Origin of the sequence: uncultured Winogradskyella sp. (genome assembly GCF_947498005.1) — a bacterium.
GTDB lineage: Bacteria > Bacteroidota > Bacteroidia > Flavobacteriales > Flavobacteriaceae > Winogradskyella.
Genome location: NZ_CANMIW010000002.1, coordinates 92,716 through 110,078 on the forward strand (window position 1 = coordinate 92,716; position 17,363 = coordinate 110,078).

Annotated in this window: 13 protein-coding genes; 7 read left to right on the forward strand and 6 right to left on the reverse strand. The window is 32.6% G+C overall.

Annotated features, from left to right (window positions below; translation table 11 throughout):
- Positions 1 to 28: 28 nt before the first annotated feature.
- The 5 genes from Q0891_RS03780 to Q0891_RS03800 form a co-directional block, all read right to left on the reverse strand.
- A complete protein-coding gene (locus Q0891_RS03780) occupies positions 29 to 1,846 on the reverse strand; it encodes a hypothetical protein (protein ID WP_299098886.1) in 1,818 nt (605 codons plus the stop codon).
- A gap of 134 nt (positions 1,847 to 1,980) precedes the next feature.
- Positions 1,981 to 4,398 carry a sodium-translocating pyrophosphatase gene (locus Q0891_RS03785; RefSeq protein WP_299098888.1) on the reverse strand — a complete coding sequence of 806 codons (2,418 nt, stop codon included), beginning with the start codon at positions 4,396 to 4,398 and terminating at the stop codon, positions 1,981 to 1,983.
- Positions 4,399 to 4,679: 281 nt separating this feature from the next.
- Positions 4,680 to 5,207, reverse strand: coding sequence for an inorganic diphosphatase (locus Q0891_RS03790; RefSeq protein WP_299098890.1), 528 nt, complete (start codon positions 5,205 to 5,207; stop codon positions 4,680 to 4,682).
- Between the two features lie 125 nt (positions 5,208 to 5,332).
- Positions 5,333 to 7,843, reverse strand: a complete 2,511-nt coding sequence (locus Q0891_RS03795; protein WP_299098892.1) for a DUF5686 and carboxypeptidase-like regulatory domain-containing protein — start codon at positions 7,841 to 7,843, stop codon at positions 5,333 to 5,335.
- An 86-nt stretch (positions 7,844 to 7,929) separates the two neighbouring features.
- Positions 7,930 to 8,907 (reverse strand): pyruvate dehydrogenase complex E1 component subunit beta, encoded by a 978-nt coding sequence (locus Q0891_RS03800; protein ID WP_299098894.1) that lies wholly within the window; start codon positions 8,905 to 8,907, stop codon positions 7,930 to 7,932.
- A gap of 175 nt (positions 8,908 to 9,082) precedes the next feature.
- On the opposite strand from Q0891_RS03800, the gene Q0891_RS03805 reads away from it, so the two are divergent.
- The 6 genes from Q0891_RS03805 (at position 9,083) to Q0891_RS03830 (ending at position 15,703) form a co-directional block, all read left to right on the forward strand.
- A complete protein-coding gene (locus Q0891_RS03805) occupies positions 9,083 to 10,108 on the forward strand; it encodes a T9SS type A sorting domain-containing protein (RefSeq protein WP_299098896.1) in 1,026 nt (341 codons plus the stop codon).
- Between the two features lie 119 nt (positions 10,109 to 10,227).
- Positions 10,228 to 10,974, forward strand: a complete 747-nt coding sequence (locus tag Q0891_RS03810; protein WP_299098898.1) for an electron transfer flavoprotein subunit beta/FixA family protein — start codon at positions 10,228 to 10,230, stop codon at positions 10,972 to 10,974.
- 88 nt (positions 10,975 to 11,062) lie between these two features.
- Complete coding sequence (locus Q0891_RS03815; RefSeq protein WP_299098900.1) at positions 11,063 to 12,025, forward strand: electron transfer flavoprotein subunit alpha/FixB family protein; 963 nt, start codon at positions 11,063 to 11,065, stop codon at positions 12,023 to 12,025.
- A 184-nt stretch (positions 12,026 to 12,209) separates the two neighbouring features.
- Positions 12,210 to 12,824 (forward strand): bifunctional nuclease family protein, encoded by a 615-nt coding sequence (locus tag Q0891_RS03820; protein WP_299098901.1) that lies wholly within the window; start codon positions 12,210 to 12,212, stop codon positions 12,822 to 12,824.
- A gap of 474 nt (positions 12,825 to 13,298) precedes the next feature.
- The gene (locus Q0891_RS03825; protein WP_299099674.1) at positions 13,299 to 14,639 is read left to right on the forward strand and encodes a nucleoside transporter C-terminal domain-containing protein; all 1,341 of its coding nucleotides are present in this window, start codon (positions 13,299 to 13,301) and stop codon (positions 14,637 to 14,639) included.
- A gap of 239 nt (positions 14,640 to 14,878) precedes the next feature.
- On the forward strand, positions 14,879 to 15,703 hold the full coding sequence (locus Q0891_RS03830; protein WP_299098903.1) for a thymidylate synthase: 825 nt from the start codon (positions 14,879 to 14,881) through the stop codon (positions 15,701 to 15,703).
- 79 nt (positions 15,704 to 15,782) lie between these two features.
- Here Q0891_RS03830 and Q0891_RS03835 read toward each other — a convergent pair whose 3' ends face one another.
- Complete coding sequence (locus Q0891_RS03835; protein WP_299098905.1) at positions 15,783 to 16,085, reverse strand: isoamylase early set domain-containing protein; 303 nt, start codon at positions 16,083 to 16,085, stop codon at positions 15,783 to 15,785.
- A 287-nt stretch (positions 16,086 to 16,372) separates the two neighbouring features.
- Here Q0891_RS03835 and Q0891_RS03840 point away from each other — a divergent pair, with 287 nt between their 5' ends.
- Positions 16,373 to 17,305, forward strand: a complete 933-nt coding sequence (locus Q0891_RS03840; RefSeq protein ID WP_299098907.1) for a dihydrofolate reductase — start codon at positions 16,373 to 16,375, stop codon at positions 17,303 to 17,305.
- The last annotated feature ends 58 nt before the right edge of the window (positions 17,306 to 17,363 follow it).

Below are 17,363 nucleotides of genomic sequence, written 5' to 3' on the forward strand. Positions count from 1 at the left end.
AAGGTTTTTTTATTTTTTTTATAGATTTTTAATAATCTCTCAAAACGTGTACAACACCATTTATAGTATGTTGAGTACCATCAAAAATTTCGAAATCTCCACTGAAATTAATATCTATATACTCACCAATAGCTCCAAGAGAAGTTAGGTTGTATGTAATATTGTCTGTAGAAGCCATGTTTAAACACTCTCGAAGCGTAAAACCTGTGTCACTTCTGTCATTTGTATTATACCAATCTAAAAAGTCATAAGTCCCTTCATAATTTGAATCATTTAAAGCTCCAAACATAAAAAAGCAAATATCATCTTGAACTGAATAATATGCAATTTTAAGTTCTGGATGAATATGATAAGAAGTTGACGGATTTATATCAAGAATAGCATTGAAATTACCTGTAAAAGAAACCAAATCTTCATTGTCAATTCTATATTGAATAAATTCTGTGATAGTATTACAGGCACTAATAGTTCCAATATTAGTTAAAGGTGTCGTAAACGTATAGTTGATATTATGCGTAGTTTGAAGATTTAAAAAATCACTACCTTTAATTTGGAATGTATTATCATCAGTACAACGTAATAAATTAATTTCAAATGTACCATCATCAACAGTATTAGTGAATGTTTGATTTGCATAGAACAATTGTACATAGCCATCAGTTACCATATTGTCATTACAGGTGTTAAAGTTTCCGATAATAGATTCAACAACAATATCGTCATTTTCTGGTAAAGTAACTGTGATACTAGAATCTGAATTAAATGGCCCTATGATATCAGAAAATAAAGTTTCATTATCACAAAGATCATAACTGTAAATATCTATTTCTAACGATTCTCCACTAGGTACCATTCCACAAAGCTCACCTTGGTTATTTATGTAGCCTGTACGAGCACCATAAGTAGCACTTGTAATAGTAACAGCAAGGTTACTTAATAAGTTGTTTTCAGTGTCTGTAGTTGTAACACACAGCGTAATAGTTTCAGCAGGAATATCCCAATTCCAAAAAGAGAAATGAGATACAGTACCAACATACATATTGCCTTGCAATGTGGCTTTACCTTCTTCTTTCCAATAGCCATTTACTTCATCAAAATACCATAGCGGAATCGTAGTGGGTGCAATAGACATTAAACTGGCATCAACCGGTATTTTAATTTCAGAAGTTGAGCCTTCTGCTAAATTTAATTCTTCTCCACCAGAACCTCTTAATTCTACAGCCAGCATTCCAAGAGTCTGTAACATGCGTTCCGCACCTTCTTCATTTTGAGCATATAACATACCAGGCATTTGTATCGTCATATCTTCATTTACAGGGTCTAAATGATGCATTACAATATCTACCGACCCAAAGTAAGCAGAGCCATCTTCTTCAATAAAATTACCATCAAATCTTACCGAACTTCCATTTGCTAAAGATACAGTTTCACTATTACCACTATTTACTGTGCCAACGATGCTAGCCTCTAATAGCATAATTGTAACTTTATTCGTTCCGTTAGATGGTATTATGCTGCGAGATCCATGAATATAGCCTATTTTATCTGCTTTTATGTAACCAAAACGTTCTTTTACATTGGCATCTTTAATTAAAAACACACCATTATTATCTGTAATAGCTGTGTCATTGCCTATAGTAATTGTAACACCTTCAATTGGGTTATTGTTAGTGTCAACTACGTTGCCTAGAAAATCTCTTGAAATGGTATTTCCAAAGTATTCAGAAAATGTATTTGGGATTATTTCTTGTTGATCTCCACCCGAATTTCCATCATCTTTTTCACAAGAGTTAAATGAAAGACAAAATAATAGAAGAATTGTAAGTAAAACTTTGTTTGATTTCATAGCTGATTATTTGTGGTTATATTCAATAGATGGAAAAACCTTAAAATGGTTGCGTTTAAATTCTTACAACAAAAAAAAACCTCATAAAATTAATTATGAGGTTCTTTAAAAAAGTAAAATTATGTTGATGAGTATTACTTAGAAATATCAATACTTTCTATAGTTCTTTTAGTCTTGCTATCAGAATTGTTTATAGATGTTTCAAAAGCAGCTAATTCTTTCTTTACCTCAGCTTCTGTACCTTCAAAAATAATAGTTTCTACAATCTTTTTTCCATTCTTAATCGTAGAATAGTCAACAGTAGCTTTTGCTAAATCTTGTGAAGCAATAGCCATTTCTATAGAAACGTCTTCTTCATTGCTAGCTAAACCAGTTTCTTCAGTGTGTCCTCCTAAAATAGGCGCAATTACTAAACCAATTAAACAGGTCAATTTAATTAAGATGTTCATTGATGGTCCTGAAGTATCTTTAAAAGGATCACCAACAGTATCACCTGTTACGGCAGCTTTATGTGCTTCAGAACCTTTGTAGGTCATTTCTCCATTGATTTCTACACCAGCTTCAAAAGATTTCTTTGCGTTATCCCAAGCACCACCAGCATTGTTTTGGAAAATTGCCCATAGTACACCAGAAACAGTTACACCAGCCATATAGCCACCTAGCATTTCTGCAATGGCTAAAGAATCCATTCCAAAAATCATTGGAACAAAAGCGATAATTAAAGGAAAACCAATAGTTAATAAACCAGGTAACATCATCTCTTTTAAAGATGCTTTAGTAGAGATCGCAACACATTTATCGTATTCTGGAGTACCAGTACCTTCCATAATTCCAGGAATGTCTTTAAACTGACGACGTACTTCATGTACCATTTCCATGGCTGCTTTTCCTACAGCATTCATTGCTAAAGCAGAAAATACGACAGGTACCATTCCACCAACGAATAACATAGCTAAAACGGGTGCTTTAAATATATTAATACCATCAATACCAGTAAATGTAACGTAAGCTGCAAATAAGGCTAAAGAGGTTAATGCTGCAGACGCAATGGCAAAACCTTTTCCTGTTGCTGCAGTGGTATTACCAACTGAGTCTAAAATATCTGTACGCTCTCTTACTATTGGTTCTTGTTCGCTCATTTCTGCAATACCACCTGCATTATCAGATATTGGTCCAAATGCATCAATAGCTAATTGCATTGCTGTAGTTGCCATCATTGCTGAGGCAGCTAATGCTACACCATAAAAACCAGCAAAGGCGTAAGATGCCCAAATTGCACCTGCAAATAAAAGAACAGAAGGGAAAGTAGAAATCATTCCTGTTGCTAAACCTGAAATAATATTAGTACCAGCTCCTGTAGATGATTGTTGTACTATTTTTAAGATAGGACGTTTCCCTAATCCTGTATAATATTCCGTAACTGAAGAAATAACAGCGCCTACAAATAAACCAACTAAAGTAGCATAGAAAACTCGCATTGAAGAAATTTCAACTAAACCTTCACTAAAAAACTCCATTCGCATAGTTTCTGGTAACATATATTTACATAAAGCAAAACAAGCTAAGGCTACTAATACTATAGATGTCCAGTTACCTTTATTTAAAGCTCCCATAACCTGAGACTCCTTAGCGTCATTACTGCTTATTTTTACAAGCATAGTACCTATTATAGATATAATGATGCCTACACCAGCAATGACCATAGGTAACAAGATAGGACCAATACCACCAAATGCATCAGAAATAGCGCCTCCCATATCTTTAATAACATAGTTTCCTAAAACCATAGCTGCTAGTACTGTTGCTACGTAAGAACCAAACAAATCTGCTCCCATACCGGCTACATCACCAACATTGTCTCCTACATTATCTGCAATAGTTGCAGGATTTCGAGGATCATCTTCAGGAATTCCTGCTTCTACTTTACCTACTAAATCGGCACCAACATCTGCAGCTTTTGTGTAGATTCCACCACCAACTCTAGCGAATAAGGCAATAGATTCAGCACCTAATGAGAAACCAGCTAATGTTTCTAATACAATTGTCATATCCATAGTGTTTGTCCAAACACCATCCATAAATACGTTGAAAAATATAATGAAGAATACGGTTAATCCTAATACAGCTAAACCAGCAACGCCAAGACCCATAACGGTTCCACCTCCAAAGGAAATTTTAAGTGCATTTGGTAAACTAGTACGTGCAGCTTGTGTAGTTCTTACGTTGGTTTTTGTAGCTATTTTCATTCCTATATTGCCTGCAAATGCAGAAAAAACGGCTCCGAATATAAAAGCAATGACTATAAGCCAATGAGTTGTAGGAACTACATAAGATACAATAGCAAGAAGTATACTTACTATAACAACAAAAATACCTAGTAATTTATACTCAGCATTTAAAAAGGCAAGAGCACCTTCATATATATGATCTGAGATTTCTTTCATTTTACCGTCACCAGCATCTTGCTTCATTACCCAAGATTGTTTAATTATCATATAAATTAAACCTAAAGCAGCCAAAGCTATTGGCATATAAATCATCATTGAATCCATATATTTTTTATTTGATTAGTTTTTTGCTCGGCAAAAGTAGTAAAATGAATCATATTTTACGAAAAAAGCAATATCAATTACTTGATATTGCTTTTTTATTATTTAAAAGTTAAAAAATCTACGATTCCGAAAACGATGTAGTTGAGAAGTAAGATCAAATTATATATTTATAGTGAACTATTTTTTTAAACAAATGAAGAGATGGTAATAATTAATTCTACAAAAAAATAACCCTCTTGCTTTTAAAGCAAAAGGGTTATTTTTATATAGCGTATATTTTTTTAAATCGTAAAAGTACGTTTCTTTTTATGTTCACTATCATCATAACGTTTTACACATTCATGATAAATTTGAACCGCTTCTTTTGCATCTCCCCAATCACCAACATCTACTTTCTTTTTTTCTAAATCTTTATATACTCTAAAGAAATGTTCAATCTCCTTTAATCGATGTGGATTTAAATCGCTTATGTCCTTATTATTACTCCAAATCGGGTCTGATACTGGTACACAGATTATTTTTTCATCTGGTCCTTTTTCATCCGTCATATGAAATACTCCAATTGGTCTAACTTCCATAACAACCATTGGAAAAGTTGGTTGATGTCCTAAAACCAAAACATCTAAAGGATCACTATCTAGTGCTAAAGTTTCAGGTATAAATCCGTAATCTCCAGGATACATCATTGAAGAAAATAGCATACGGTCAAAACGAATTTTATGTAAAGTAAAATCGTATTCGTATTTATTACGGCTACCTTTTGGTATTTCAATTAATACATCAAATGTTATTTCTGGTGTTTCAGACATGTTATATTTTTTTAATAATTTATATAAAGAATATCGTTGTAAAACTTGAGCCCGTTAGGTCTAAGTATACTGCAAATATAGTATAATGCGTGCTTTTGCCAAAGGAATAAAGGCTTAATGAAAGTTTAAAAATAAAATCCAAAACTACCCGTAATACCAAATCGTCTGGCATCTGGACGATCTAAGTAATTACCTCTAAAATTAAAATCGAGTCTTAAAACTTTAAAAATATTGGCTACACCAAAACTGTATTCATAATACATTCTAGAGTCTGGTGCTATTAATGGAATCTCAACGGGACTGCCTGTAGTATTAAGAGCAATGTTTTCATCAGATAACTCTCCCCAAACCCCTCGTAAACCTAAAATAGCTCTAAGGTTATATTTTTTTAAGAACGGAATTCTAGAAAATATTCTACCATTAAAGTTATGTTCTAAATGAATTGAACTATAAGTATCTGTTACAAACTCATAAAAATCTAACTGAGGAAATGTATTATAAATTGAAAAATAAGTTTGGTTTCCTGGTACTACATTTAATAAAGCTAAGGGAAGTTCTCCAAAAGTTTTACCAGCTTCTATTGATGAGGTTAAACGACCAAATCCACCAATTTGCCATGGTTGTATATATGAAAACTGAACCTTGGTGTAATCAAAGTCACTACTAAACCAGTCACGATCTCCACGGCTAACTTGAGCAAATAACCTTGCAAAATTTGTGTTCTTTTCTCGTCGTTCTACACCAAAACCAGTCATTTCGCGATTTGGAAAATAGGATAATGACAATCGAGATTCAAATTGGCTTAGCTCAGAGGAAATGCCAGTTAATGAGTTAGGATCATTATAGTCTAAACTAAAAGTTGGAGATGCAGAGCTAAGATCTCTAAAGCTACCATCTACACGTACTTCAAAATTTCTCATTGGCTCAATTGAGAACCCTAAATTGGTTAACTTTATATTAGTTAATTTGTCGTTAGAACCTGTTCCGATAATTGAAGACGATGCTAAACTTCGACCTAAAACATCTGTAGAGCTTGTTAAACTAGCTCCAATTTGTTCTACATCACGTCTATTGCCACCAAAAATTGTTAATCTGCTCCGCTTGTCTAAAAGCCATTTTCCAGAAATTCCGTATTTGAATTTGTCATCTTTAAAACCGTAAGCTAAAAACCCTTCTATACGCCATAAGTCATTAGGTCCAAAATAAGTTCGTCCACCAGTTCTAAGTCTTATGCCTTCTACTTCGTTATAGCCAAACGTTGAAAAAATAGGTCCATAATCTAAGTTTAAACTTGTGAATTCAATATAACCAGAAGCTAAAATGCTTCCTAAATTATACATTCTTTTAAATTTCTTTACGGTTTTAAGCGTGTCTAACATTTTGTAAACACCTTTCTCATCTTTACTTAATTCTTCAAGTCTATTGGTTTCCCAAAAATCATCTTCTCTATTGTAAACGTCAGCTTCATAATTATAAACTACCTTATCATAAAACTTTTCATCCTTTGCTTCGTTGAATTTATAATTATCATATATAGTGGTTCGTTTTCCATATATACCTCTTGACTTTTCCTTTTTATTCATAGAAAAATCAGATAGGAAGTAATCGCGTTTTATAAGAAATAGTGAATCATTTAATACGTCAAATTCTTGTTCAATATAGATTTCTTTAACCCAGTTTATATTAGCACTTTTTGAAGCCTGAAGATTAATTTCTTTTATGGCAAAGGTGGAATCATTGACCCAAAAATCGCCTTTAAAGGTTAATTCGTTTTTACGTCTAGGATAGTATATTATATTATAACACCATTTATTGTCTATATATGCGCTATCTGATAATACATAGTTGTAGGTCTGTACACCAGTTTTACTTAATGGACTCACAAAACTTTTATCAAAGAATTTTAGATAATTATCGTAAACGTTATATTCTGAGTAAAGATCATCAATGAAATCTATAATAATTTGATTATTACTGAAACCAGAATTCTTATTTCCTATTAAATCTTCACGCTCTTTACTCATGGCATTATCGCCAGAGATTTTCTTTACTGATTCGTTTAAAAATATCGGTAAGTATGTTTTTCCTGTAACGTTAGAGGTGTCAACTTCCTCAAAAACAAACTCCATACCTTTAAAAAGCTTACTTTTTATTAAGGCGCTATCAATAGTGTTTAGGTCAAATTCTACTTTTTCGTATTGGTCGTATTCGTATTGTTTAAATTGACTTAAACCATTTTCTCGTTTACGGTCCCAAATCTTTTTGAGTATTCTTATAGCCGGATTTTCAGATGCTTTTTTAGATTGTTTACCCGTAACTATTAAAACTTCATCTAACGAGGATTCCTCTTCAATAAGTGTAAATTTTAGCTCGTAATTAATTCGTTTTGCTAATGGGATCTCAATAGTTTTAAAACCAACAAAAGAAACCACGAGTGTTTCCCAGTTTTCTTCAGATTCTAAATAAAATTTTCCGTCTTCATTGGTAATTGTACCAATAGTAGATCCCTTAAACATAACATTAGCAAAAGGAATAGGTGTATTGCCTTCATCATAGACGTGACCACTAACTTTTGTCTGCGCAAAAGTAGATGCAAGGCCAAGCATGAAGCATATATAAAGTAGTTTCAATTTCATAATAAAAAATAAACTTCATCAACAACCATGCTAAATTTAACTTTTAGGGTCGCTGATGAAGTTTTATAAACGCAGAAAACTGCTATTTATTTGTACATCACTTTTTTTACTGCTTTAATAACATCGTCACTGTTAGGTAACCATTCTTCTAATAAAACAGGTGAGTACGGTGCAGGTGTATCTGCAGTGTTTATTTTTACAATAGGAGCATCAAGGTAATCAAATGCTTCAGACTGAACTAAATATGTAATTTCAGTTGATACATTTCCAAAAGGCCATGCTTCTTCTAATATAACTAATCTATTTGTTTTCTTTACAGATTCTAAAATTGCTTTTCTATCTAAAGGACGTACTGTACGTAAATCTATTATTTCACAAGAAATATTTTCTTTAGCTAATTCATCTGCAGCTTTATACGCTTCTTTAATAATCTTACCAAAAGATATGATCGTTACATCAGTACCTTCTCGCTTAGTTTCTGCAACACCAATTGGTACTACGTATTCTCCTTCTGGCACTTCACCTTTATCGCCATACATTTGCTCACTTTCCATAAAAATAACAGGATCGTCATCTCTTATGGCAGCTTTTAACAAACCTTTTGCATCGTATGGATTTGAAGGTACAATAACTTTTAAACCAGGTGTGTTAGCAAACCAGTTTTCAAAAGCCTGAGAGTGCGTAGCTCCTAGTTGACCAGCAGAAGCTGTAGGTCCTCTAAAAACAATTGGGCACTTAAATTGCCCACCAGACATTTGTCTAATTTTTGCTGCATTGTTTATAATTTGATCAATACCAACTAATGAGAAGTTAAAAGTCATATATTCTACTATAGGACGGTTGCCAGTCATCGTAGAACCGATAGCAATACCAGCAAAACCAAGCTCAGCAATTGGCGTATCTATGACACGCTTAGCACCAAACTCATCTAACATACCCTTTGATGCCTTGTACGCACCATTATATTCTGCTACTTCCTCACCCATAAGATAAATACTCTCATCTCGGCGCATTTCTTCACTCATGGCTTCGCAAATAGCTTCTCTAAATTGAATTGTCTTCATATTCTAGTTTTTGTTCTAAAAGCAAAAATAATAATTATTGCTTATATAATAACATTAAATGTGTTTCGAATAATGAAAAAAATTGTAACTTTATTTATAAATAAATAATTAAAATTCCATGATTGGTAAGAATTGCGTTTTTCTCTGTTTGCTAGTTATTATTTCTAACTCTGTTTTGGGACAAGAAACAATTTTATGTCCTTTGCAGTCGGATATTCTGAAAATAGAAAATTCTACTAATATTCCCGCTATTTCGTATAATACTGATGACACCATTTCATTAACATTTCCGGATCAGTATATAAATGATATTTTTGCCAACTATACCATTTATGATTTTTATCAAACTTTTCCTAATACGAGTGGTGCTCTTTTAGATTATTATACTGTGGTGCACAGGAATAAGGATTTAATTAATGAAGTGTATCTTTCTGTACCACAGAACGTTCTAAATATTGAAAATGATTATCCTTTTGGGGCCATTAATAATAACATCATTAATTTAGTAGATGGCAAAACTTTTAGAGTAATAAAGACTTGTAGTAATAATCCTGAGACTGGTCAGTATTGTTCAACTACAGAAGTGGTTGTGCCAGAGACCTTAGATATAAATATCGAATTCTCCTATAATTCCGTAACAAATATTATGAATATTGAAACCGCGGATAATACTTCGCCTTGTGGTAATTATTTTTCAGCAGATTATAAGGGGTTTTCAACAGGGTTGCAGCTATGGTACTCAAATCCTGGTATTATTTCGGAATCTAGTCCCAGTGAACCTTGTCATAGTTTTGAAGAAAAATTATATCAAATTCTAGGAATTGAATGTCAAGGTTTTAATGTTGGTGCTTTATCAATTTATACAGAAGTCGATACAGGTAATTTAATATTGGAAAGAGAGACAGCGGTGTTTTCTTCAGATTTGGTAGTATTACAAGAATATAATCTTTCTATTACTGAAAACAATTTAGATGATATAAAATTTTTTCAAATTAATAATAATCCGTATTTACAAGCTAGTTACCTCAATGATCAACGTTTTAGTATTTACATTTATGATATTTCAGGACAACAAATTTTGAAAGCTGAAAAGTTTGAAGAAAACAGTATTAATATTTCAAATCTATCAACAGGATTATATTTCATTAAAGTAATAGATGTGGATAATCGACAAAAAATCTTCAAATTTTTGAAAAATTGATAGTTTAATTCCATAAAACTGACATTTCACAAAAATTTATTATGCGTGCATAGTAAAATTTCAATATTTATATTTATCTTCGTCGGGAATAAATAGACGTTTAAATAAATCATTTTTATATGAAAATATTAGTATGTATTAGCCATGTGCCAGATACAACCTCAAAAATTAACTTTACAGATGGTGATACTAAGTTTGACACTAATGGTGTGCAATTTGTAATCAATCCTAATGACGAATTTGGTCTTACACGTGCCATGTGGTTTAAAGAAAAACAAGGCGCAAGTGTAGATGTAGTTAACGTTGGTGGAGCAGAAACTGAACCAACCTTAAGAAAAGCATTAGCGATTGGAGCAGATGCTGCTATTAGAGTAAATACACCAGCAACAGATGGTTTTGCTGTAGCAAAGCAATTAGCGAAAGTAGTAAGTGATGGTGGTTATGATCTTGTTATTGCAGGTAGAGAATCTATAGATTATAATGGAGCTATGGTTCCTGGTATGTTAGCTGGTATGATTGGTGCAAACTTTGTAACTAATTGTATCAGTCTAGAAGTAGATGGTACATCTGCTAAAGCAGTAAGAGAAATCGATGGAGGTAAAGAAACTGTGAGTACATCATTACCTTTAGTAATTGGTGGACAGAAAGGTTTAGTTGAAGAAAGTGATTTACGTATACCAAATATGCGAGGTATTATGATGGCACGTAAAAAACCGCTTACAGTTGTAGAGCCGGCAGAGGTCAGTAATGAAACAAAAGCAGTTAGTTTTGAAAAACCAGCACCAAAAGGAGCGGTTAAATTGGTAGATGCCGATAATATAGATGAATTAGTAAGCTTACTTCATAACGAAGCTAAAGTGATTTAATCTGTTATTCCTGTGCAGTCAGGAATTCGCAAATAAATTATAATAATAATAGATTCCTGCCTTCGCAGGAATGACAAAACAGAAAATTATGTCAATTCTAGTATATACAGAATCCGAAAACGGAAAATTAAAGAAAACAGCTCTAGAAGTAGTTTCTTACGCTAAAGCGGTGGCAGACCAAATGGGTAGTTCAGTGACAGCTGTTGCTATTAATGCAGAGCAAGCTGAAACACTTGGGAATTATGGAGCTTCAAAAGTACTTTTAGTTAATGATGATAGTTTAAAGTCATTTGATGCTAAGAAATATGCAGCAGTTATAAACGAAGCAGCCAAGAGTGAAGATGCAAAAGTAGTTGTGGTTAGTTCTAGCGCAGATAGTAAATATTTAGCGCCATTATTGGCAGTAGGTTTAAATGCTGGTTATGTGTCTAATGTTGTAGCTGCGCCATCTAACGTATCTCCATTTACAGTAAAACGTTCTGCATTTACAAACAAAGCATTTGCCAATACAGAAATTACTACAGATGTAAAAATTGTAGGTTTATCTAATAATTCATTTGGTATTGTTGAATCAGCAGGAAGTGCTTCAGTTGAAGACTTTTCTCCATCAGTTCCAGATTCTGGAGTATCTGTAGAGTCTGTAGATAAAGCTACTGACAAAGTAAGTATTGCCGATGCAGAAGTTGTTGTCTCAGGAGGAAGAGGTCTAAAAGGACCTGAAAATTGGGGGATGATTGAAGAATTAGCCGAAGTATTAGGGGCAGCAACGGCATGTTCTAAACCAGTATCAGATTTGGGTTGGAGGCCACATAGTGAGCACGTTGGTCAAACAGGTAAGCCTGTAGCTTCTAATTTATATATTGCAATTGGTATCTCAGGCGCTATTCAGCATTTAGCAGGTATTAATTCGTCTAAAGTAAAAGTTGTAGTAAATACAGACCCAGAAGCACCTTTCTTTAAAGCTGCAGATTATGGTGTTGTAGGCGATGCATTTGAGGTTGTTCCAAAATTAATTGAAAAATTAAAAGCTTTTAAAGCGGCAAACGCATAATTTTATTACCTTTAAAATTCAATATTTTATCTATTCAAATAGATAAGGTAACAATAAGGACTGTTTAAATTTAGAAAACTCCTTTATACTAACATTTTATCGAAAGTATAGGGGAAATTAGCCAAATCTGTATTTTGCAGTTGGTAAAGTCCAAATTTAAACAGTTCTTTGTGTTTTGTAAATTATGAGTTTAGTTCGTTTAAATATAAAAGGCATTTCTTACAGTCAAACCCAAAATGGTGCCTACGCTTTAATACTTAATGAAGTTGATGGAGATCGAAAGCTACCAATAGTTATTGGTGCTTTTGAAGCCCAATCTATTGCTATTGCTTTAGAGAAGGAAATACGTCCTCCTCGTCCTCTCACTCATGATTTATTTAAAAACTTCGCTGATCGTTTTGATATTGTGGTAAAACAAGTAATCATACACAAGCTGGTGGATGGTGTGTTTTATTCAAGTTTAATTTGCGAACGCGATAAAATTGAAGAAATAATTGATGCAAGAACTAGTGATGCTATAGCTTTAGCCTTGCGCTTTCATGCACCAATATTCACTTATAAAAATATTTTAGATAAAGCAGGTATTTATCTAAAAGTTAATCCTAAAAAGGAAGACGAAGAACAAGATAGTATTCTTGTTGATGACCTTATTGTTGAAGAAATTGAAGCTGCTTCAGTAGAACAAGAAGGTTATAAAAACGCGTCTCTAGAAGAACTACACAAGCTACTAGATGAAGCAGTTAATAATGAAGATTATGAAACTGCAGCTAAATTAAGAGACGAAATTTCTAAACGCTAACTAACACTACATTTTATGAATTATTTTTTCAAGGCCTTTCTTGCTATATTTATTGGACTCTCATCAATTACAGCACAAGAACTTGAAAAACCCATAAATGATTCCATTAACATAGAAACCAGAAAAGATGTCCCACTCCAAATATCTGAGATTGGAGATTCAAAACTTAAAGATTGGCAGTTATTTGAATATACAATTTATGAAAGCTATCCAGATAGTATTCAAGAGCAAAAACAATTTTCAAAAGGTAAAGAATTTCTGAATCTAAGTAAAAATGGAGAATATGAATCTATTCTTAATAGCAGCTATAACAAAGGTGTTTGGCTTCAAAATAATAACCTTATAGTTTTTAAACAAAAAGTCCCTACAACGGTTGATATATATTATGAAATCTTAAAACAAGATACAACAACATTACAACTAAAAAAGGGAGATGACGTTCTTACATATGTATCAGAAGGGCATCCTAGTTATATAATACAAGCAGTAACGGATGATGCTATTATTAAAAGTGAAGGCTTTACTTTCACTAGTTTTTGGCGTGGTATTCTAGGTATGATTTCCTTAATATTTATTGCCTTTTTATTTAGTAGTAATCGTAAAGCAATCAATTGGAGAACAGTTGGTATTGGTCTAGCGTTTCAATTACTAATTGCTGTAGGAGTTTTAAGAGTTGAATTCATTAAAAATGCTTTTGAAGGCATTGGACAAGTATTTATAAATATTTTAGATTTTACCAGAGCAGGTAGTGAATTTTTATTCAGTGGAGTTATGGATGTGAATTCTTATGGATTCATCTTTGCATTTCAAGTATTGCCTACCATATTATTCTTTTCTGCATTGACATCTGTATTATTCTATCTTGGAATAATACAAAAGGTAGTAAAAGCAATGGCCTGGTTGTTATCTAAAGCTTTAAAAATATCAGGTGCGGAAAGTTTGAGTGTTGCAGGAAATATTTTCTTAGGGCAAACTGAAGCTCCATTATTAATAAAGGCGTATTTAGAAAAAATGACAAAGTCTGAAATTCTGCTTGTAATGATAGGTGGAATGGCAACAGTTGCAGGAGCAGTGCTTGCAGCTTATATTGGTTTTTTAGGTGGTGATGATCCTGCTCTACGTTTATTTTATGCTAAACATTTATTAGCAGCTTCAGTAATGGCTGCACCTGGCGCCATTGTCATTTCGAAAATATTATTTCCGCAAACTGAAAAAGTAAATACTGATGTTGCCGTATCTCAAGAAAAAATTGGAGCAAATATTCTAGATGCTATTGCTAACGGAACAACAGAAGGTTTAAGACTTGCTGTGAATGTAGGAGCAATGCTCTTAGTCTTTGTTGCATTTATTGCAATGATAAATGGTATACTTGGTTGGGTAGGGGATGTTACATCTCTAAATGGCTGGATGGCCGCAAATACACCATATCAAAACTTTTCTCTCGAAGCTGTTTTAGGGACTGTATTCGCACCATTAATGTGGTTAATTGGTGTGGCTAAAGAAGACATGATGTTAATGGGGCAATTATTAGGAATCAAACTAGCAGCCAGTGAATTTATAGGATATATACAATTAGCAGATTTAAAGAATGTTGCTAATACAACTCATCTAACATATGAGAAATCAATAATAATGGCAACATACATGCTATGTGGTTTTGCAAATTTTGCATCCATCGGAATTCAAATTGGAGGTATTGGTTCTTTGGCACCAGGACAACGTAAGCAGCTATCTAAATTTGGAATGAAAGCTCTAATAGGAGGGACAATTGCCTCGTTGATTTCGGCTACCATTGCAGGTATGATTATTGGGTAGCCAATTCCTGCGAAAACAGGAATCTTTAAAATTATAGTTAATAACTTATCATATATAGTAAAGCATCAAATATTTAATTTTGATGCTTTTTTTTTATTTTCGTAAGCTGTCATGCTGAACTAGTTTATTCATTTGATTTACTTTAGTTTAAAAAAAATATGAATCTTCAATTTAAGCATCTCATCATAACAAAATTTTAGTTTAATTTAAAAGGATTCTCACTTTTGTGGGAAGTGCACATGAAACAATACCACGACTTAGTAAAACACGTTTTAGGCGAAGGCAACGAAAAAGGAGATAGAACAGGGACAGGTACAACCTCTGTTTTTGGTTATCAAATGCGATTTGATTTAAGCGAAGGTTTCCCAATGGTAACCACCAAAAAGTTACATTTGAAATCTATAATACATGAGCTGCTTTGGTTCTTAAAGGGCGATACAAATACTAAGTATTTAACAGAGAATGGCGTAAGAATCTGGAATGAATGGGCTGATGAAAATGGCGATTTAGGACCTGTTTATGGTCATCAATGGCGTAATTGGGCCAGTGAAGACATTGACCAAATAAAAGAAGTTATTTCAACTTTAAAAAATAATCCGAATAGTAGAAGAATGATGGTTTCTGCATGGAATCCTTCTGTTTTACCAGATACATCTAAATCTTTTTCAGAGAATGTAGCTAACGGAAAAGCGGCTTTACCGCCTTGCCATGCATTCTTTCAATTTTATGTGGCAGATGGAAAATTATCTTGTCAACTGTATCAACGTAGTGCAGACATCTTTTTAGGTGTACCTTTTAATATAGGCTCTTACGCTTTATTTACTATGATGATGGCACAAGTTTGTGGTTATGAAGCAGGCGATTTTATTCACACATTTGGTGATGCGCATATTTATAATAATCATAGGGAGCAATTAGAATTACAATTATCTAGAGAGCCTAGACCATTACCTAAAATGATTTTAAATCCGGATGTAAAAGATATTTTCGACTTTAAATTCGAAGATTTTACCTTAGTAGATTATAATCCGCATGCTCACATTAAAGGTAAGGTTGCTATATAAATTTAAGAAGTAATTATTAAAGAAAAAGCGTTTCGAAATAAATCGAAACGCTTTTTATATTTATAGATAATGTAGTATCTTATAAGTTGATAACACCATTCTCTGCTCCAGCAAAGTCACTCCAAGCATAAGAATCTGCCTGTTCATCATTGATGTAAGATTTACCATCAACAAGGTATCTGAATTCGTAAGAATTGTCTTTTTCTAAATCAACAGTTGCTTTAAAAGTACCGTTTTTTAATTTCTTTAATTTAGTAGCTTTTTTTGCGTTCCACTCGTTAAAGCTTCCAACAACAACTACACTTTTTGCCTCTTCTGCAGGTACAGAAAATGTTACCTTACAAACAGGCTTGCTTTTTAAATACTGCTTTTTAATTGCCATAATAATTAATTTAATTACAAGGCAAAAGTATAAAACAATAAGACATCATTAATCTATTAAGAAACTTAAAACTAAAGAATTATGAATTTCTCAATTTTGACTTTGCATTTTGTTGAAGTAAATAATAAATAAACTCTAATTTTAATGGATTAACAATCCTGAGAATGAATTCTTTATGCCTGATTTTCAACTAAATCGATTGCGAAATGAAAATTTTTAGCAACTCTAAATGATACAGTAATATTAAAATGAAAAAAAAGGTATCTTTATACTATTAAATTAAGATCATGTTTGGGAAGAAAAAACAAGTTTCTACAATAGATAAAGACCAATTAGAGCTTATAGAAAATGCTCAAAAACGAATTAAGCAAAAGAAGCGTTTGTACATTCATTTTGTGGTGTTTTTAATTGGATCTATTATTTTAATTTTATCTGAAACCGTTTTAGGGATTGGAAAAAACTTTAAAATTGCTGGTATTAACTGGTTTGTGTTTGCAATTATTGGCTGGTTGTTTTTACTTATTTACCATTTTGTAAGTGTATTTATCACCAATAAGTTTATGGGTAAAGCATGGGAGAAACAGCAATTAGAGAAGTTAGTAAACCAACAACAAAATAGAATTAATAAATTGAAGGAAAACTTTGTAAAGGAAGAAACTAAAATAGCTCAAACACAAGCTTATAATGAAGTTAAAGATGGCGCTATAGAAATAGAAAAAAAAAAGGCAACTGAGTTAACAATCATAGTTGCTGCTGGAGAAAATAATGCCATAGGGAAAGACAATAAATTAATATGGCATTTAATTGACGACCTTAAGCATTTTAAATCATTAACAAATGGTCACCATATTATAATGGGACGGAAAACTTTTGAAAGTTTCCCAAAGCCATTACCAAATAGAACACATGTCGTTATTACTAGGCAGAAAGACTATAAAGTACCAGAAGGAGTAATTGTAGTAAATTCATTAGACGATGCAATTGACGCAGCAAGATTTGATAAACAGCCTTTTATTATTGGCGGAGGAGAAATTTACAAACAAGCCATGTCTTTAGTAGATAAATTAGAGATTACAAGAGTGCATTCTAATTTTGAAAACGCTGATACTTTTTTTCCAGAAATTGATAAAACAAAATGGCAAGAAGTTAGTAGAACTACTCATCGTGCTGATGAAAAGCATGCTTATGCATTTTCATTTATTACGTATATAAAAAAGTAATATAAAATGGACATTGAAAAAAGCCCCTAACTATTTTTAGATAGGGGCTTTTTTATAG

Bases quoted from the DNA above. Each gene is read 5' to 3' on its own strand.
- Q0891_RS03780 (WP_299098886.1), bottom strand. From the start codon at position 1,846: ATGAAATCAAACAAAGTTTTACTTACAATTCTTCTATTATTTTGTCTT.
- Q0891_RS03785 (WP_299098888.1), bottom strand. From the start codon at position 4,398: ATGGATTCAATGATGATTTATATGCCAATAGCTTTGGCTGCTTTAGGT.
- Q0891_RS03790 (WP_299098890.1), bottom strand. From the start codon at position 5,207: ATGTCTGAAACACCAGAAATAACATTTGATGTATTAATTGAAATACCA.
- Q0891_RS03795 (WP_299098892.1), bottom strand. From the start codon at position 7,843: ATGAAATTGAAACTACTTTATATATGCTTCATGCTTGGCCTTGCATCT.
- Q0891_RS03800 (WP_299098894.1), bottom strand. From the start codon at position 8,907: ATGAAGACAATTCAATTTAGAGAAGCTATTTGCGAAGCCATGAGTGAA.
- Q0891_RS03810 (WP_299098898.1), top strand. From the start codon at position 10,228: ATGAAAATATTAGTATGTATTAGCCATGTGCCAGATACAACCTCAAAA.
- Q0891_RS03815 (WP_299098900.1), top strand. From the start codon at position 11,063: ATGTCAATTCTAGTATATACAGAATCCGAAAACGGAAAATTAAAGAAA.
- Q0891_RS03820 (WP_299098901.1), top strand. From the start codon at position 12,210: ATGAGTTTAGTTCGTTTAAATATAAAAGGCATTTCTTACAGTCAAACC.
- Q0891_RS03830 (WP_299098903.1), top strand. From the start codon at position 14,879: ATGAAACAATACCACGACTTAGTAAAACACGTTTTAGGCGAAGGCAAC.
- Q0891_RS03835 (WP_299098905.1), bottom strand. From the start codon at position 16,085: ATGGCAATTAAAAAGCAGTATTTAAAAAGCAAGCCTGTTTGTAAGGTA.
- Q0891_RS03840 (WP_299098907.1), top strand. From the start codon at position 16,373: ATGTTTGGGAAGAAAAAACAAGTTTCTACAATAGATAAAGACCAATTA.